We start from the raw sequence: 16,783 nt of genomic DNA, 5'->3' as shown, positions 1-16,783 counted from the left end.
GCATACTACTGAAAAATCAATTAATTAGCAGAAAACATACTTATAGATAGCATCTATTTGAAAAAAGTTTCGGCGGCATCTTCGATGCCGCCGAAACTTTATGCTAAAATTTATACGTTTTTGTTTTAGGTTTTTCAAAATTCACCGTTCCACCCCGAATTGGAGTCAGCAAATCCATTAGACCGTTTAATTTTATTTCGTAAATTGTTGATAACTGCATTCCCAACTTTCCTTTGGGCATTCCTGTTCTGGCAAACCATTCCAGATAGCTTATCGGCAGATCCGCGAGAACTGTTCCTTCGTATTTCCCGAAAGGCATTTTTAAGAAACAGATTTCTTTTAAAATTTCAGGGTTTATTCCGTCTTCCATTTTATACCATTAAATCGATTTTTTGCTCCAGGGCATCATCTTTACCCGGCAATTGCAGATCAGGAGTATCATCATCCGAAAATTCGTTTCTGTATACCTGAATCAGAAGCAAAGTTAATGAAATTAAAATAGGACCAAAAACCAGCCCCATAAAACCGAATAAATTCATTCCCATAATAATCCCGAAAACCGTATTTAAAGGGTGAATGTCTTCTAGCTTTTTCAGAAGGGTAAAACGCAGCACATTATCTGTTAATCCGACAACAATAAGGCAATAGGCAGCCAGCCCGAGTCCCGCTCCCGTGTTTCCTTCCGCAATCATATAAACGCAGACAGGAACATAAACAATCGCTGCCCCCACAACGGGAATCATAGAAGCTGCCGCTGTTAATGCAAAAAGCAAAACCGGACTAGGCGCGCCAAAAATGAAGTATCCCACTAAAGCAACAATTCCTTGTCCGAGAGCAACAACGGGAATTCCGATCGCATTTGCCATAATCAGCTTTCTCATTTTCTCTCCGATCATAGATACATTGGATCTTTTCAGAGGAGCTGAAGAGGATAGAATTCTTTCAAAAAAGCGAGGTTTTGCCAACATAAAGTAAAGAATAAAATACATCGACATAACTACCGTCATTGTATTAAAAGTTCCGCTGAGGGCTTTTGTAGAAAACTGTCCTACGCTGCTTTTCAGCTTATCCATATTTTCTTTGCTTAAGATATCAAACCCTACTTTATCGAAAATATAAGTATGAATTTTTTCCAGAAATACATTAAACTTATCCATGTAAGCCTGCGCATTTCCTAATTTTTCAATCAAAAGATCTCCTATAAAATAAATCGGGAGAATGAGAATAACCAGACTCGCAAACATCAGCGTTAATGAGGCAAGCCACGGTTTCCACTTTTTTTCTTCCTGCAGATAAAAATTATATCTCCTGCACACCACATATATGGTGATTGCTCCCAATACAGAAGGGATAAAAAGCGCAAGATTATAACAGATTAATGCCGCCAATATCAAAATAATTGCCAGCAGAAACACCTGCTTTATTTTGACGCTGCTTATTTGTTCATTTTTATTCATTAGTTGTTTATTATTTGTCTTGGTTTTCCTAAATGGGCACAGTAAGTAGAATACATTACGATCATGATAAACGGAAAAGTAGCTATGATGCCTATACAGCAAAGAACAATTCCGCTTATACTAATTAATCCGCCCAACAGACCTGCACCTAAAAACGTACCGTAATTTTCTTTTGCGATGTTAAAAGTCTTGCTGATTGCATCTATTGCATTTGCATTCTCAAACAAAAGGATAGGATAACCTAAAAGAAAAAGTGGATAAACAAACAAGAACGGGATCCCGCACAGTGCTGCGGAAATACCAAAAATAATTGTAGTGCATAAGCAGTACAGAAGGATATTTCCTAAATTTTGACGATACCCTATAAACAGATCAGAAAATTCTATTGCATTTTTAGTATTAAACTTATTGGCAATATAAATTAATCCTACGTAAATAGGAGAAAACAGAATGCCAAAAACACTCGAAACAGAATAATACAAAGAAGCTCCCGGTCGGGCCAAATAATTATATTGAGAAAAATCGCCATCTTCAATATCTCTGAAACCGCTAAAGCCTTCCCAGGAATTATAACCTGTAACAGACTGTAATACAAAATCGCCAATTACATAAACGATCATTGCAGCAATCGCATAAAGAAAAATTCCTTTATAGATTTCAAAAGCATGAGAAATAATAGATCCTGTATTCCTTTCCGGAACAGAACCCTGCTGATCAAATTCATCAAATTCTGACATGGTGTGATTTTTTAATGTTGTTACTACCAAATTAATCTTTTTTTGGCAGAAATAATATTAAAATCACTCCAAATTTATTCCTTTTCGGAGAAAATGGTTTTGTAAAGCGAATAAATCATCGCATTCCAGAAAGGAAATGTAAATAAACCTCCTACAAAAAACAGGGCAAATCCTATGTATTTAAAAATTACTGCAACCATCACACACACAAATATTTCCAGAAAATACATCTTCAGTGCTTTAAAATTTAAAGAAATCGATTCGAAGATGGTTCTATTCATGAAAAACATCATCGGTGCTACAAAAATCGTAATGCAAACCCAGATAACAGGCAAAATTAAGGTATTGAAGATCATGGCATAGATCAAAAACCAAAACAGACCGTACGAAATATATCTGAAAAAGTTCGTTCCGTTGTAACCCGCCAGTAAATCACTGATCTCAATTTTTTCTTTTAAATCAATCTTTCGGAAAATCTGAAAAAAACCAAGATTTAAAGGGTAAAGGAAAACCAGCGTTCCCAGTAAAGCATAGCTGAAATACCGAGAATTATCCGTTTGTCCAAGTTCCGCCGCTTTTGCCAGATAAGCATCCATCCCGTTTTGATAGGCTTCGATAAGTTGCTGCTGCTGCTCCAATACCCCGAATTTTTCTGCAAAGAAAAACATTGAGGTGAAAAATATGGCAAAGTAAAGCACCGAAAACATCAGCTGAAAAATCAGCGTCTTATTCCAGTAGAAAAATGCCTGCTTCAGTATAAAATCTAATCCCGATTTCTGTGGATATTTGTTTTCCATTAAAAAAATTTTGTGCAAAAGTAAACATCAATAATTACTTTTGCGGAATGTTTTCGGCGAATCATCAAAAATTTATAGAAATGGATGAACTTTCACTACAGAAAGTTCCCTACTTTTTTATCATTGATTTTCTTACGGAGAATGTTGAAATCTTTAAAGAAGATGAAATTGAAAATTCGGGCTTATTAATTGATTTTCAAAACTTTTCAACCGTACAAACAGAACCTCATTTAAACAAAAAATTAGAATGGATTTCTTATCCTGAAACTTTGGAAAGCTTTAAAACAGGATTCGATAAAGTTCAGAAAAATATTCGCTTCGGAAATTCTTATCTGGTAAATTATACCCGAAAAACTAAAATTGAGACGAATTTAACACTAAAAGAAATATTTTATCATTCTTCGGCGAAATATAAAGTTTTTTATAAAGATTTTTTCGTATTTTTTTCTCCTGAAACTTTTGTAAAGATCAACGACGGAAAAATTTTCACCTATCCCATGAAAGGCACTATTGACGCCTCTCTGGATAATGCAGCGGAAATTCTTAAAAATGATAAAAAAGAGAAAGCCGAACATTACACGGTGGTAGATCTGCTCCGGAATGATCTGAGCATGGTGGCAGACGATGTGAAAGTTGACAAATTTCAATACATCGATTTCATCAAAACAAAGCAAAAAGATTTATATGCCATGAGTTCCGAAATTTCAGGAAACATCAAACCTGAATTTAATGGAAAACTGGGAAGCATCATGAAAAAACTGCTTCCTGCAGGTTCTATTTTGGGAGCTCCAAAACCTAAAACACTGGAAATTATTTTGGATGCAGAAGGTTATGAAAGAGGATATTATACAGGCGTTTGCGGTTGGTTTGACGGAAAAAATGTCGACAGTTGTGTAATGATCCGTTTTATTGAAAAAGAAGGAGAAGAGCTTTTCTTTAAAAGCGGAGGCGGAATTACACACATGAGCAGGTTAGAAGACGAATATCAGGAAATGAAAAACAAAATCTATGTCCCAATTCATTGAAAGCATTAAAGTAGAAGATCAGGAAATTTTTTTATTGGAATTTCATCAAAAGCGTGTAGACCAGACTTTCGCCCATTTTGGAAAGGAAGGCTCCATAGATATTGCCAAGATTTATAAACATCTTGACCATGATGAGGACGGACTTTTCAAGCTGAGAATCGTGTATGATCTTGATAAGAAAATCCGAACCCAGATGATTCCTTATGCGATTCCTGAAATTGACGATTTTCAGCTGGTAGAAAACAACAGCTACGATTATTCTTTTAAATTTGAAGACCGGAAAGAGCTCGAAAAAATGAAGATGAAATCCAAAGCCGAAGAAATCATCATCGTTAAAAACAATCACATTACAGACACTTCCTACTCCAACCTTTTATTTTTAAAAGGTAAAGACTGGTTTACTCCTTCAACGTATCTTCTGAATGGTGTACAGAGACAAAATCTTTTAAAACACAAAAAAGTAAAAGAAGCCGAGATCACTTTACAGAACATCAAGCAATTTTCTCATTTCCAAATCATTAACGCGATGAATGATTTTGATGAAAATTTCATTTATCCTTTGGACAGGATTATCAATTTACCCGGAAATGAAGAATATCTAGATCTTTAATTTTCTTTCAGAAAGTTAAAATACGATTTCTGTATATCTGCATTATGCAAAGCCTGCGTATTGATTTCCAACACCTTAGGCTGAACATCCGGTTTAAAGAAATTTTCAAGAACACGGTCTAAAGTTACCTCTTCATCTACTCTTGTGTAGGAGAATCCGAAATGTTTGGCTAAATACTCGGCATTTTTATGATGTTTTGTAGTGATAAATTCGTCTAACGTATTCGGATTGGCATTTCCCGGTCCCGGAATAATTTTGAAGATATTTCCTTCGCCGTTATTAAAAATCATGATTCTTACAAACGGAGGAATGTACTGATTCCAAAGTCCGTTAATGTCATAGAAAAAACTTAAATCTCCGGTAATCAACAAAGTAGGATTAGAATTTTTGATTGCAAATCCCATTGCTGTAGAAGTGGAACCATCGATTCCGCTAGTTCCTCTATTGCAGTAAATTCTTCTTTTGCCGTAATCGAAAAGCTGTGCATAGCGTATTGCCGAACTGTTGCTGAAATGAATATTGTAATTTTCAGGAACAATCTGTGCCGTTTTATTGAAAAAATAAAAATCTGAAAAATCTACGGAATTTAAGAACTTTTCATGTTTTGCATCTTTTTTATCTCTTAAAACATCCCAAAGGTTAAAATAAGGTTTAGGCTCAAGATTAACGAATTTCAATAATTTAGAAAAGAAAGTTTCCGGTTTTACCTCAATTTTTTCAGTTAGAGCAAAATACGTATCCGGTTGCCATACAGGATCAAGATGCCAGTGTTGCTTTGGTTTTGCTTTTCTTAAAAACTGTTTCACCTTTTTGGAAACAACATTTTGTCCCACTGTAATCAGCAAATCAGGCGCATACATTTTAAAATCTTCTTCCGTAAAATTAAAAACATACCGGTCTATATGCCTGAAAAATTTTTCGTGGTATAAATTTGAATTCGCTTCGCTCAAAACCACAACCGTATGATTTTTAACCAATTGCGTTAACTGATTCTCTAATTCCGGACTGTGATCTTTGGTTCCCACAATAATCATGATTCTTTGCGAAGTATTCCAGTCTGCAATAAGGTTAGAAGGAATTTCGTATTCTTTCTGTTTGATTGTTTTTTCAACCGTCGGGAAAGTCGGCAATTCTGAAATTAATTCATACAAAGGTTCTTCAAGAGGAATATTGATGTGAACCGGACCCTGTTTTTCAATACAAAGTTCAATGGCTTTTTTAATGATATCAAAATTAATGTCTTCTGCATTTTCCTTTCCGTCTTCCAAAAGCTGAAAATCTCCGTAAGAATGCTGATGAAAAAGATTATTCTGCCGGATCGTCTGTCCGTCGAAAATATCCACATAATCCGTTGGTCTGTCAGCAGTTAACACCAAAAGCGGAATATTGGAATAAAAAGCTTCGGTGATCGCCGGATAATAATTTACGGAAGCTGAACCGCTTGTACAGGTAACGGCAACCGGTTTTTTCTCGCTCATCGCCATTCCCATTCCTACAAAAGCCGCACTTCTTTCGTCCACAATACTGTAACAGTTGAAACTGTCGATCTCTGAAAAATGAATCGCCAAAGGTGCATTTCTGGATCCCGGGGAAACAATGATATCTGAAATTCCGTATTGCTGAAGAAGGTGTGCAAGTATCTGAATACTTCTTTTGGAAGAATATTTTTTCATAATACAAATTTAATCTATAAATACTAAACCTTTGTCAAGATTTTAAATTTTGATTGGTTTTTCAGCAGTCTTTGGCAAGTATCATTGTGGAGAAAGAATTTACTCTGTTATTATTCGCAGATTTTATTTATTTTCTCATCAGATAGATTCGCTCCTAAACCTTTTGCGTTTTGAAAATCATTACAGGCTAACTTAGTCTGGCCTGTTTTGTCATAAGATGATGCTCTAAATAGTAAAACATCCAATAATTTCGGTTCAATAACTAAAGCTTTTGTTGCAAAGTTGATGGTATTGTCGTAATCTTTCATTTGATAATAGCAAACTGCAAGATTAGAATATATATTTACATCGGATCCTTTACCTAGATCCTTTTCTAAGTCTTTTATAGCATCTCCAAGCATACCTAATTTCATTTTTATTACTCCTCTATGAAGATAAAAATCTTCTCCGTTTGGATCTAATCTGACAGCAGTTTCAGATAATTTTAAAGCTTCCTGCAAATTATCCGAAGCCATCATTGCTATTGACAGAAAATCAACTGCAAGTGCATATTTATTATTAATAGAAATGGATTTTTCAAGGTTTTCCTTAGCATTTATAACATCGCCATTTATGAGGTATTCACTTCCTATATAAAAATACACCAAATAATTATTGGGGTTTAGCTCTTTAGAAATAATTAAATCTGACATAGCTCCTTCCTCATTAATTATCGCTTTACAATTTCCTCTCAGCATGTAAGCATCGGATACATGATCTTCAGTATTAATTGCTAAAGTAAATAACTCTATTGCTTTGTCATATTTTTTCTCTTTATAAAGTTTATTTCCATTTTCATAATAATTCTGAGCACTGTATAAAGAAATTAAAAACGGAAATAAAATAATATATTTCATAACATTTCAAAAATTTATAAAAATCAAATGTAATAAATTTCATGAAATATTGATAAAACGAAAAAAAAATCGTAGCTTACAATAAAGCAAAAATCTGTAATTTAGCAGTTCGTAAATTTCTAAAAATGGATAAAATACCTAGTGTAGACCTGCGTGATTTCCTTTCGGGTGACCCGGAACGCAAACAGAAATTTGTAAATGAAATCGGAAAAGCTTATGAAGAAATTGGTTTTGTAGCCTTAAAAGGCCATTTTCTTGATGACAAATTGGTGGATGAACTGTATGGAGAGGTAAAAAACTTTTTTGAATTGCCAACGGAAACGAAACAGAAGTATGAGATTCCGGGAATTGGCGGACAAAGAGGCTATGTAGGATTCGGTAAGGAGACTGCAAAAGGCTTCAAAAAAGGAGACCTGAAAGAGTTTTGGCATTTCGGACAATATGTGTCTGATGATTCCCAATACAAAAGCGAGTATCCTGATAATGTAATCGTTGAAGAACTTCCAAAATTCAACGAAGTAGGGAAAGAAGCTTTCCAGATGCTGGAAAAAACAGGGCAGTATGTTCTTAGAGCTTTGGCGCTGTATCTTGGTCTTGATGAATTTTATTTTGATGATAAAATTGCAGAAGGAAACTCTATTTTAAGACCAATCCACTATCCGCCTATTACGGAAGAACCGGATGATGCGGTAAGAGCTGCTGCTCATGGAGACATTAATCTGATTACTCTTTTGATGGGTTCTCAGGGGAAAGGTCTTCAGGTTCAGAATCATAAGGGAGAATGGATTGATGCGATTGCAGAACCGGACGAACTGATGATTAACGTTGGAGATATGCTTTCGAGACATACCAACAATAAGCTGAAGTCTACGATTCACAGAGTGGTAAATCCGCCAAGAGAATTGTGGGGAACTTCAAGATATTCAATTCCTTTCTTTATGCATCCTGTGAGCTCCATGTCACTGAATGCTCTTGAAAACTGTGTAGATGAAAATCACCCGAAACTGTATGAAGATACGACAGCAGGAGAATTTTTACACGAAAGATTAATTGAATTAGGATTGATCAAAAAATAAATACAGACCGGGCAATTTGCCCGGTTTTTTATTTAATTACACCTTTTAGTGCGAAACAGATATAAATATTTAAATCCAAATAAATTATTCGTGAAAAATATCCCACAATAGTTTGATTTATTAAAATTTTGATTATCTTTACATTAGTATCAAATTTTTAACTAAAACAATATGAAAAATATGAAAAATTTAAAAAAATTAAACAAAAGTCAATTAAAAGGAATTAAAGGAGCTGGAGGAATTAAGTCTTTTCCGGATGAACCGGATTTTTGTATGTACGTTTGCGGAGACATCATTGTATGCGCTGCATGCAGCAAAGATTTCGAATGTCCTGTAACGGATATGTAGAACTGCAAAAAAGTTATAAAAAAACCGTTCCTGATTGGAGCGGTTTTTATTTTTGTGAAACTGTTAATCAAACAACCTCAGCTGCTGATCTTTTGCTCCTGTAAAACCTTTAGTGGAAAGTTTCGGAAATTCTTTTCCTTCGAAAAACTTTTTCCGCCCTATTTTAAAGGTATTATGAATCATTTCTGCAATATTTCCTTCTCCCTTTTGTCTGTCGAAGAACTTTTTCTCACCTAATTTTCCGCCCCGCATGGAACGGATCAGATTTAAGACTTTCTGAGCACGGTCCGGAAATGCATTTTCAATCCAGTTGACAAAAACCGGCTCTACAGAATCATTCAATCTTACCAGAGTGTAACCGAAACTTTGCGCTCCTGCTTCTGAGATCGCTTTCAAAATGGTTAAAGGTTCATCACTGTTTAATCCGGGAATAATTGGCGCTACCATGACATTGACAGGAATTTTGTGTTCAGACAGAATTTCTATAGCTTTCAATTTGTTTTTTGCAGCGCTGGTTCTCGGTTCCATTTTTCTTCGAAGTTCCTCATTGATGGTGGGAATGCTAAGAGAAACGGACACAAGATTCTGTTCAGCTAAAGGCTGCAGAATATCAATATCCCGAATAACCAAAGCATTTTTTGTAAGAACATGGACAGGATGTCTGTAATCCAGACAGACCTGCAGTATTTTTCTGGTAATCTCAAACTGCCTTTCTGCGGGTTGATAACAGTCTGTATTTCCTGAAAGTAGAATGGGAGCCGGTCGATATCCTCTTTTCTGAAAAAACTTTTCTAAAAGTTCCGGTGCATTTTTCTTTACCATGATCTTCCTTTCAAAATCAATTCCTGCACTGTATCCCCAATATTCATGAGTAGGTCTTGCAAAGCAGTAAGAACAGCCGTGTTCACAACCCTGATAAGGATTCATGGAGTACTCCATCGGAAGATCATCACTTTTTACCTGATTGACGATGCTTTTAGGGAAAACTTCGGTAAAAGAGGTTTTTACCGTTTCGAAATCATCTTCTTCAGGTTCAAAGGTATATCGGTCGAAACGGTTGATAACATTTCGCTGTGCGCCCTGACCTTTTATGATATTTTCGTTCTGCATTGATGATGTAAAATTAGAGTGGAATGATTATAAAATGATCAATTTTAACATTAAAGTTTTCCACAAGAAAAATCCGAAACTTTAAAAGCCCCGGATTTTAACATGATTTAGATATATTTTTTAACTACTTCAGTGCATAAAATTCTACGCCATGATATTCATCGTCATAGTTTTTGTCTTCGAAATGTCTGTGATAATCCGAATAGGCATCACTGTATTTTTTATCTTTTCTGTGTAATATTTTTTTTATTCCTATGATACTTAATACTGCCAAAAGACCAACTCCTCCTGCCAGTAAAACTCCGACTTCTTTTTTCATATTCTGTCTGATTTATATATTCTCGTTATTGCAAAAAGTATACCCAAACATTTTCTGTCACGATAAATTTTGTTAACAGATATTGAAAAAATTTAAAAATATAATCTTTGCCAATACCACAACAAAGCGATCAATGGTTTAATTATTGTAGTTTAAAACAAAAATATTATTATGGAAAATACAGACAATATTGATAAAATGACAACCTTAAGTCAGGTAATGGCAAAATTGGCACAAAGAGGAGTACACCGTGAGTTCAGAATGAATGAAAAGTGCGAAATGAAGTTTGAAAATTCAGACAAGGTGTATCAGCCTTCAGAATTAACGGTTCTGAAAACGTACCGTTTTGAGGGAGACAGCAATCCTGATGATAATGCAGTGCTTTATCTGGTAAAAGATACGGCAGGAAATATGGGAATGATCATCGATTCTTACGGAGCAGACAGCAATTATCCCGGCGAAGAATTCGATCAGTTTTTAAGAGCCATCACTATTGACGAAAGCGACGATTACAATTTCTAAATTTAAATATGATAAAAATCCGGAACTTATTCAGTCCCGGATTTTTCTTTTTTCTTAAATATGCCTTTCAGAAATCCTTTCTTTTCAGTTTCTTTTTTGGGTTGCTCTTCTTTATTCTGATCGGGCTTATTCTTTATCTCCTGACCTATTTCTTTTACTGACTGCTTCATGCCTTTCACATCTTCTTTTACATTTTTCACAGTCTTTTTGGCATTGTCAACTGTCTTTTTGGCACCGTCTATATTAATTCCGATCAAAGTTTTCTTCAGGCCCTGTTCAATTCCCTTCCAGAAAAGGTTAAAGAATGATTTGGTAGGATCTCTTTCCACATCTTCCACCTGTACATCTTCAGGAAGTTTTCCAGAATCTGTTTTTACCAGAAGATTGGCAACGGCAGTTAAAAATCCTTTCTTTTCACGGTTATTTTTATCTAAAATGGCAATTTTAAGATCTTTATGCTTCAGATTAAAACTTCCGTTCAGTCCTTTAGGATTCCCTTTGAAATTGAAAAGCATTTCCTGAATGGTTCCCGTTGCCGTTACATGAAGATAAGGACGGATAAACGGGTTGATTCCCTGCGCCGGAAGATTGGTGGTTCTTCCCGAAATAGCAAACACATCACGCTGATCGGCAACATCGAAATTCCAGTTTACAGAAAGCGGCGCAAGCTTCATAAAAGAACAATCTATTTTAATATCCACTCTTGTCGGTTTTCCTTTCATTTTGGCAGAGTTGAGGTTTTTAACATTCATATTAAAGTTGCTGAATGTCAGTTTTCCCGGCCCCGCACTTTCAGGCGTATCTTCTTCATACACGAGAACAGAATTTCTAAGATTCAGATTATTAACGACCATCGGGATTTTTATAGAGCGTAACAATCTGGAATATAAAGGTTTTTCTTTAGGATCATCTTTCGGGATTTTACTTCTGAAAATATTGGCATCCGCAGACTCAATGGTTACATTAGAAGCGTTAATCGATTTATTGTCAGAAAACAGATCCCATGTTCCGTTTGCTGTAATCTGATTTACTTTAATATCGTATAAATCTCTTTCCACAGGAATCATTTTGATAAACTGCGCTCTCGAAACGAGAGGCTTCATCGCAAACTGAGAGAGCCGGATGTTATTTTTATCCACCTTCAAAGCACCTGAAGTCATATTGTAAAACTCAGTTTTGTAAGCAAAATTGCCCGAAGTAAGCGCATAGTTTTTTACATCAACCGCGATTCCTGAGTTGTCCGGTTTTGAGGTAAGCTGAATATCATTAATGGTTGCATTGAGACGGGCAAAACTCAACGGCTGATTGTTTTTCTCATACGTAATATCAGAATTCTTCAGCACTACTTTTCTGATGATTATCGGAAACTGAATCCCACTGAGATTTGCTGATTTTTTTGCTGCCTGTACTTCTCCTGCTTTGATGCTTCCTTTCACCTGATCCACCAGAACATCTTTTACATCAAGGTTCAGTTTTTTATCAACGGACTCCCATTTATTTATTGTAAAACCAATATAGTTCGCTACAAGATTCATTGAGGTTTTTCCTGCTGCTGAACCATTCGGAACCACGGAAATATTCCGGATTTCTCCTTTTTTCGAATTTAACGTGAAACTTTTTACATTAAAATCCTGATGATCGGAGTACAAAATATCCTGCGCTGAAAAATGAAAGTCTTTATATCCTACCGGAATCAACTCTTCCCTTGTTTCCTTGTCAAATCTCAGTGTATTGATGTTCAGGTTTGCCTTTTGGGCGTAGAGAAGTTTTTCTCCGTTAGGTTTCATCACCTGAACAGTTGCGTTATTCAATTTAATATTTTCGAGATCGATATCAAAATTAACTGGTTTTTTAGGCTTTACCGGAGCCGCATCGGTGGTATAAACTTTAAAATCAGGATTATAAAAATTTGCGTTTGCTAAAGAAACTTTATTCTTTTTCAGAACAATATCTTTGAATTCCATTTTTTCAATATTAAACTGAAAAAGCTGCGTCTTTTTAGGATAATATTTTTTAAACTGCTCAAAAGTAACGAGTGGCGTCAGTTGAAACCGATCAATCGACATCTGTCCGTTTGTTGTTTCAATTTTACGAATCTCCAAAGCATAGACATTATCCGGACGGAAGAAAAAATTACTTCCTTTAATGGAATACTGATCGAAAACCACAGGCAATTTATCTTCTACAGATTCTTCCGTCATCTGAAGATTTTCAACATACAGATTCAGATCCTGCACCGAAAAGAATTTCTGTTTCGTAAATCTGAAAATGCTGATATTTCCATCATTGATTCTAATGTTGTCAAACCGTACCGGATTTCTTTTCTTTCCGGTTTTTGTATCAACCGGTTTCGCAAGAATAATATTCAGATTAGGTTTGGACAGCAGTAAATCTGATGAGCTGATCTGTTTGTTGAAAATGGCATCATAAATGCCGAAACGGCTTATCTTTAAAGTATCAATTGTACCCTGAAGTCCGATAACATTGAAATTCTGAGGATTTTTGCTGTTGACGGTAATTCCCGTCGAAAGAATATTCCCCGACAGAAGATCAACATCCAGACTTTTGTAGGAAACTTTGTAATCCGTGTTGTTTTTAATGTATTTCGGGAGCCTTGTTTTCAGCCAGAAATTAAGCCCAAGATTTGCCAGCAAAACAATTACCAGCAGGATTCCGAGAGCAAGAAATAATTTTTTTACCCATCCTTTCATTTTTTGTGATTTGGTTTTAATTCAATATTCTATTAATTTTTAACAGTCAATTCAATTACATACCCTTCATGTCCTCTTACGTTAATGAATTCGCCTCCGTCGAAACCTAAGTACTGCCCTTTAATTCCCGTTAACTTCCCTGTATATTCAGGTCTTTTATCAAGAGTAAAGGATGTTACCTTTTCAGGTTTTTCAAACGGATAATCGAATCTCCACATATTTTCGCCTTCACTGTAGAACTTCTGGAAATCTTCAGGAAAATATTCTTTTATCTTCTGCTGAAAATCGGCAAGGTCTATCTCATCTTCAAAATCGTCCTGAAGCATTTTCTTCCAGCTTGTTTTATCGGCAACATGCTGCTTCAAAGCAACCTCTATCATTCCCGCTTCATATCGGTTTTCCGTTCTCGCAATCGGCAGCGCAAATGTAGCGCCCTGATCGATCCATCTTGTAGGAATCTGTGTATTTCTCGTAACCCCTACTTTTACTTCTCCCGTGTACGCAAGATAAACGGTATGTGGCTGTAACTGAATTTCCTTTTCTATATCCAAATCCCGTTCCGCAATTCCAAGATGCGCTGTGGAAAGTTCGGGACGAATGATGGTATCGCTTGCATAAGGACTTTCAAAGAAGCAGTTTTTACAGAAGCCCATTCTGTAAATCGGTTTATTTTCGCCACAGTTTACGCATTGGTAACCTGTATGTTTAATGGTAAGTTCTTTTCCGAAAAGTTCGTTCATGTGGATAAGATCACCGGAAAGATTAAGGTAATATTGGATCGGCTCGTCGTGGAAGCTCGTCATCTTTAAAATTTGCCCTTGAAACTGCATTGTATTAAGTTTAAGTAAATATAAAAAATTTAAAATTTATTTGATTTTGTTTTCAGATTTCAGTCTGCTGATTTCTTCTTTCAAAGCATCAATCTGATTCTGGAGTTTTTTTACGTCCGGATTATTCATATTTTCAGAATGTGGCGAATATTGCCAGATTAAATGAATATCTTTTACCAGATCATTATGCTCATCCAGCCTTTTTTTACTGAGGGAAACACTGTCATTCAGCACCGTAATTCTCAGAAAATTGCTTTCACTTTCTTTAAAAGATTCATAATTGATGATGGCGAGTTCCGGATGATTTTCTCTGATCTTTCTGATGTAATTTTCAGACCGTTCTTTCAGTGTTTCTTTTTCCCATTTCTTTTTCGTGAGTAAAACACTTGGAAGCAGAATAATAACAGAAGCCAGACTTATAATTAATGAGTTCTTTCTGTTCGCCGCCTTTCCTTTTTCCATGTAGTACTTCTGATAACCGAGTACAAGGCTCAGAATCCATGTTCCTACCGCAATAAAAAAACAATTGATAAGGTAAAAATAAAATCCGCCCCAGAAATATTCCCAGTTTCCGTTGGCAATCCCGAATCCTGCTGTACAAAGCGGCGGAATACAGGCGGTAGAAACCGCAACTCCTGCAATTACTTTTATGGCTTCTTTTCTTACAATTCCCAGAAACCAGGCAAAACCGCCCAGCAAAGCCAGAGAACAGTCGAAAATAGTCGCTGTTTTAAAACTTTCCAGTTGTGAAGTTTCCGAGTGAAAAGGAGAAACAAGGAAATACAGAGTGGAAGAACAAAGGGCAACGATAATCATCAGAAGCCAGTTGAAAACGCCTAGCTTTATCAGATGTCTGTTCCCGATAGAAAATCCGAATGCAATGCCTACAACAGGTCCCATTAAAGGAGAAATCAGCATCGCTCCGATTACTGCCGCCGAACTGTTGATATTTAAACCGATGCAGGCAATTCCCATAGAGATCACCAGAAGCCAGAGATTATGCCCGCGAAAATAGATTCCCTCTTCAATTTCCTGAAAAGTAAATTCTTCCTCTTCTTCTTTTGGCAGGGTGAATAATTTTTGAAAATTAATCATTTATGATATTTATAGCAAAAGTATAAAAAGAGCATCCAAGTATTTTAATAAATTTGTGGAATTAAAAACCAACAAATGAATTATCTCATAACCGGAGGAAGCGGTTTCATAGGTTCCCATCTTGCTGAGGAATTATTGAAAAAAGGACATTCTGTCATAAACATTGACAATTTTGATGATTTCTACAGCTATCAGATAAAAATTCAAAATACTTTAGACGCTATTCAATATTTTTCGGATTTTGAGTACTCCGGAAAAGATAATGATATTAAAAAATTAATTTCTCTTTCACAATCAGAAAATTACATACTCTATTATCAGGACATCCGCGATAAAAAAGGGTTGGAGGAAATATTTAAGAACCATAAAATAGACACCGTCATTCACCTTGCTGCACTTGCGGGAGTTCGTCCTTCTATTGAAAGACCTTTAGAATACGAAGAAGTAAACATCCGAGGAACCATGAATCTCTGGGAACTCTGTAAAGATTTCAATATCAATAAATTTGTCTGCGCTTCCTCATCAAGCGTGTACGGAAATAATGAAAAGATTCCTTTCTCTGAAACCGATAATGTAGATAATCCCATTTCCCCTTATGCGGCAACCAAAAAATGTGGTGAAATTTTAGGACACGTTTATCATGATTTATACAAAATAGATATGATCCAACTGCGGTTTTTCACAGTTTACGGACCAAGACAGAGACCCGACCTTGCGATCCACAAATTCACAAAACTCATTTCCGAAGATCAGGAAATCCCTTTCTACGGAGACGGAACCACCGCAAGAGATTACACTTATATTGATGATGTCATTGACGGCATTCTGAAGTCGATTCAGTATCTTGAAAATCATTCAGACGTTTACGAAATCATTAATCTCGGTGAAAGTGAAGTAATTAATTTAAATGAAATGCTTTCCACGATCGAAAAGACATTGGGAAAATCTGCCATCCGCAAAAATCTGCCAATGCAGCCCGGAGATGTCCTGAAAACCAATGCCGATATTACCAAAGCTAAGACATTAATTGGCTACAAACCTGACACAAACTTCCAAAATGGCATAAAAAAATTTGTGGAATGGTTTTTGAGAAAATGACCTCAGTAAGCCGGGGAAAGTACCTTAAACACTTTCTGAAGGCACACGGTGAACAAAATTTAATAAAAAGAATTGAAAATCAAGTATAAAAAAGCATATAATATAAGCTAATTTTATACTTTTGCAAAAAATTAGAAAATTATGTACTGGACATTAGAATTAGCTTCATACTTAAGTGACGCACCTTGGCCAATGACTAAAGCAGAGCTTATCGACTACGCAATCAGAACTGGTGCACCAATGGAAGTAGTGGAAAATCTTCAGGCTATCGAAGATGAAGGAGAAATTTATGACGCGATCGACGAGATCTGGAGCGATTATCCTACGGACGAAGATTATCTTTGGAACGAAGACGAATATTAATGAAAAGCAATAAGCTTTAGGCTCTGCTTAGAGCTTTTTTGCCCTTTTTTATATATTATTTTTTACACAATAAGTGTTATTTAAAACGCTTAAAGGATATCCTTTTAAGCATAAAG

Annotated in this window: 18 protein-coding genes; 7 read left to right on the top strand and 11 right to left on the bottom strand. The window is 35.7% G+C overall.

Annotation, left to right across the window (positions count from 1 at the left end; genetic code table 11):
• Positions 1 to 103 precede the first annotated feature (103 nt).
• From DD829_RS20920 to DD829_RS20905, 4 genes are all read right to left on the bottom strand, one after another.
• The gene (locus DD829_RS20920) at positions 104 to 358 is read right to left on the bottom strand and encodes a DUF3820 family protein (RefSeq protein ID WP_076391951.1); all 255 of its coding nucleotides are present in this window, start codon (positions 356 to 358) and stop codon (positions 104 to 106) included.
• A gap of 13 nt (positions 359 to 371) precedes the next feature.
• Complete coding sequence (locus tag DD829_RS20915; RefSeq protein ID WP_108409066.1) at positions 372 to 1,457, bottom strand: AI-2E family transporter; 1,086 nt, start codon at positions 1,455 to 1,457, stop codon at positions 372 to 374.
• A complete protein-coding gene (locus tag DD829_RS20910; RefSeq protein WP_108409065.1) occupies positions 1,457 to 2,194 on the bottom strand; it encodes a beta-carotene 15,15'-monooxygenase in 738 nt (245 codons plus the stop codon). The genes DD829_RS20915 and DD829_RS20910 overlap by 1 nt, the downstream gene beginning before the upstream one ends.
• Positions 2,195 to 2,268: 74 nt before the next feature.
• Positions 2,269 to 2,991: a hypothetical protein gene (locus tag DD829_RS20905; protein WP_108409064.1), complete on the bottom strand. Its 723-nt coding sequence runs from the start codon at positions 2,989 to 2,991 to the stop codon at positions 2,269 to 2,271.
• A gap of 47 nt (positions 2,992 to 3,038) precedes the next feature.
• Between DD829_RS20905 and DD829_RS20900 the strand changes: the two genes are divergently transcribed.
• Together DD829_RS20900 and DD829_RS20895 are read left to right on the top strand one after the other, a co-directional pair.
• Entirely contained in the window at positions 3,039 to 4,016 is a 978-nt protein-coding gene (locus DD829_RS20900; RefSeq protein WP_087706911.1) for an aminodeoxychorismate synthase component I, read from the top strand.
• Complete coding sequence (locus tag DD829_RS20895; protein WP_108409063.1) at positions 4,000 to 4,626, top strand: aminotransferase class IV; 627 nt, start codon at positions 4,000 to 4,002, stop codon at positions 4,624 to 4,626. Before DD829_RS20900 ends, DD829_RS20895 begins: the two co-directional genes overlap by 17 nt.
• Here the strand turns inward: DD829_RS20895 and menD are convergent.
• Together menD and DD829_RS20885 are read right to left on the bottom strand one after the other, a co-directional pair.
• Positions 4,623 to 6,299 (bottom strand): 2-succinyl-5-enolpyruvyl-6-hydroxy-3-cyclohexene-1-carboxylic-acid synthase, encoded by a 1,677-nt coding sequence (gene menD / locus DD829_RS20890; RefSeq protein ID WP_108409062.1) that lies wholly within the window; start codon positions 6,297 to 6,299, stop codon positions 4,623 to 4,625. The genes DD829_RS20895 and menD overlap by 4 nt on opposite strands.
• Before the next feature lie 110 nt (positions 6,300 to 6,409).
• The gene (locus DD829_RS20885; protein WP_108409061.1) at positions 6,410 to 7,195 is read right to left on the bottom strand and encodes a tetratricopeptide repeat protein; all 786 of its coding nucleotides are present in this window, start codon (positions 7,193 to 7,195) and stop codon (positions 6,410 to 6,412) included.
• 125 nt (positions 7,196 to 7,320) lie between these two features.
• Here DD829_RS20885 and DD829_RS20880 point away from each other — a divergent pair, with 125 nt between their 5' ends.
• Together DD829_RS20880 and DD829_RS23865 are read left to right on the top strand one after the other, a co-directional pair.
• Positions 7,321 to 8,271, top strand: coding sequence for an isopenicillin N synthase family dioxygenase (locus tag DD829_RS20880; RefSeq protein WP_108409060.1), 951 nt, complete (start codon positions 7,321 to 7,323; stop codon positions 8,269 to 8,271).
• A 180-nt stretch (positions 8,272 to 8,451) separates the two neighbouring features.
• The gene (locus tag DD829_RS23865) at positions 8,452 to 8,619 is read left to right on the top strand and encodes a bacteriocin-like protein (protein ID WP_165796549.1); all 168 of its coding nucleotides are present in this window, start codon (positions 8,452 to 8,454) and stop codon (positions 8,617 to 8,619) included.
• Between the two features lie 63 nt (positions 8,620 to 8,682).
• Here DD829_RS23865 and DD829_RS20875 read toward each other — a convergent pair whose 3' ends face one another.
• Positions 8,683 to 9,729, bottom strand: a complete 1,047-nt coding sequence (locus DD829_RS20875; protein ID WP_108409059.1) for a PA0069 family radical SAM protein — start codon at positions 9,727 to 9,729, stop codon at positions 8,683 to 8,685.
• A gap of 124 nt (positions 9,730 to 9,853) precedes the next feature.
• On the bottom strand, positions 9,854 to 10,048 hold the full coding sequence (locus DD829_RS20870; protein ID WP_087706921.1) for a hypothetical protein: 195 nt from the start codon (positions 10,046 to 10,048) through the stop codon (positions 9,854 to 9,856).
• A gap of 171 nt (positions 10,049 to 10,219) precedes the next feature.
• Here DD829_RS20870 and DD829_RS20865 point away from each other — a divergent pair, with 171 nt between their 5' ends.
• Complete coding sequence (locus DD829_RS20865) at positions 10,220 to 10,570, top strand: hypothetical protein (protein ID WP_087706923.1); 351 nt, start codon at positions 10,220 to 10,222, stop codon at positions 10,568 to 10,570.
• Positions 10,571 to 10,596: 26 nt separating this feature from the next.
• On the opposite strand, the gene DD829_RS20860 is transcribed toward DD829_RS20865, so the two are convergent.
• Genes DD829_RS20860 through DD829_RS20850 form a run of 3 tightly spaced genes read right to left on the bottom strand, consistent with a single transcriptional unit; the run spans position 10,597 to position 15,206 of the window.
• The gene (locus DD829_RS20860) at positions 10,597 to 13,281 is read right to left on the bottom strand and encodes a hypothetical protein (RefSeq protein WP_108409058.1); all 2,685 of its coding nucleotides are present in this window, start codon (positions 13,279 to 13,281) and stop codon (positions 10,597 to 10,599) included.
• 32 nt (positions 13,282 to 13,313) lie between these two features.
• Positions 13,314 to 14,111, bottom strand: coding sequence for a DUF2797 domain-containing protein (locus DD829_RS20855; RefSeq protein ID WP_108409057.1), 798 nt, complete (start codon positions 14,109 to 14,111; stop codon positions 13,314 to 13,316).
• A gap of 36 nt (positions 14,112 to 14,147) precedes the next feature.
• Complete coding sequence (locus DD829_RS20850; protein WP_108409056.1) at positions 14,148 to 15,206, bottom strand: DUF389 domain-containing protein; 1,059 nt, start codon at positions 15,204 to 15,206, stop codon at positions 14,148 to 14,150.
• Positions 15,207 to 15,281: 75 nt separating this feature from the next.
• Between DD829_RS20850 and DD829_RS20845 the strand changes: the two genes are divergently transcribed.
• Together DD829_RS20845 and DD829_RS20840 are read left to right on the top strand one after the other, a co-directional pair.
• The gene (locus DD829_RS20845) at positions 15,282 to 16,304 is read left to right on the top strand and encodes a GDP-mannose 4,6-dehydratase (RefSeq protein WP_108409055.1); all 1,023 of its coding nucleotides are present in this window, start codon (positions 15,282 to 15,284) and stop codon (positions 16,302 to 16,304) included.
• A gap of 141 nt (positions 16,305 to 16,445) precedes the next feature.
• Positions 16,446 to 16,667, top strand: a complete 222-nt coding sequence (locus DD829_RS20840; RefSeq protein ID WP_027382805.1) for a DUF2795 domain-containing protein — start codon at positions 16,446 to 16,448, stop codon at positions 16,665 to 16,667.
• Positions 16,668 to 16,783 lie beyond the last annotated feature (116 nt).

This window comes from Chryseobacterium sp. HMWF035, from assembly GCF_003094695.1.
GTDB classification, from domain to species: domain Bacteria; phylum Bacteroidota; class Bacteroidia; order Flavobacteriales; family Weeksellaceae; genus Chryseobacterium; species Chryseobacterium gambrini.
The sequence above is the reverse complement of the archived record's forward strand: the minus strand, read 5'-3'. Positions and strand labels throughout refer to the sequence as shown.

Excerpts from the sequence above, each read along its gene's own strand:
- DD829_RS20850 (WP_108409056.1), bottom strand. The coding sequence starts at position 15,206 with ATGATTAATTTTCAAAAATTATTCACCCTGCCAAAAGAAGAAGAGGAA.
- DD829_RS20865 (WP_087706923.1), top strand. The coding sequence starts at position 10,220 with ATGGAAAATACAGACAATATTGATAAAATGACAACCTTAAGTCAGGTA.
- DD829_RS23865 (WP_165796549.1), top strand. The coding sequence starts at position 8,452 with ATGAAAAATTTAAAAAAATTAAACAAAAGTCAATTAAAAGGAATTAAA.
- DD829_RS20860 (WP_108409058.1), bottom strand. The coding sequence starts at position 13,281 with ATGAAAGGATGGGTAAAAAAATTATTTCTTGCTCTCGGAATCCTGCTG.
- DD829_RS20900 (WP_087706911.1), top strand. The coding sequence starts at position 3,039 with ATGTTTTCGGCGAATCATCAAAAATTTATAGAAATGGATGAACTTTCA.
- DD829_RS20915 (WP_108409066.1), bottom strand. The coding sequence starts at position 1,457 with ATGAATAAAAATGAACAAATAAGCAGCGTCAAAATAAAGCAGGTGTTT.
- DD829_RS20905 (WP_108409064.1), bottom strand. The coding sequence starts at position 2,991 with ATGGAAAACAAATATCCACAGAAATCGGGATTAGATTTTATACTGAAG.
- DD829_RS20875 (WP_108409059.1), bottom strand. The coding sequence starts at position 9,729 with ATGCAGAACGAAAATATCATAAAAGGTCAGGGCGCACAGCGAAATGTT.
- DD829_RS20895 (WP_108409063.1), top strand. The coding sequence starts at position 4,000 with ATGTCCCAATTCATTGAAAGCATTAAAGTAGAAGATCAGGAAATTTTT.
- DD829_RS20845 (WP_108409055.1), top strand. The coding sequence starts at position 15,282 with ATGAATTATCTCATAACCGGAGGAAGCGGTTTCATAGGTTCCCATCTT.
- menD (WP_108409062.1), bottom strand. The coding sequence starts at position 6,299 with ATGAAAAAATATTCTTCCAAAAGAAGTATTCAGATACTTGCACACCTT.
- DD829_RS20880 (WP_108409060.1), top strand. The coding sequence starts at position 7,321 with ATGGATAAAATACCTAGTGTAGACCTGCGTGATTTCCTTTCGGGTGAC.
- DD829_RS20855 (WP_108409057.1), bottom strand. The coding sequence starts at position 14,111 with ATGCAGTTTCAAGGGCAAATTTTAAAGATGACGAGCTTCCACGACGAG.
- DD829_RS20870 (WP_087706921.1), bottom strand. The coding sequence starts at position 10,048 with ATGAAAAAAGAAGTCGGAGTTTTACTGGCAGGAGGAGTTGGTCTTTTG.
- DD829_RS20885 (WP_108409061.1), bottom strand. The coding sequence starts at position 7,195 with ATGAAATATATTATTTTATTTCCGTTTTTAATTTCTTTATACAGTGCT.
- DD829_RS20840 (WP_027382805.1), top strand. The coding sequence starts at position 16,446 with ATGTACTGGACATTAGAATTAGCTTCATACTTAAGTGACGCACCTTGG.
- DD829_RS20910 (WP_108409065.1), bottom strand. The coding sequence starts at position 2,194 with ATGTCAGAATTTGATGAATTTGATCAGCAGGGTTCTGTTCCGGAAAGG.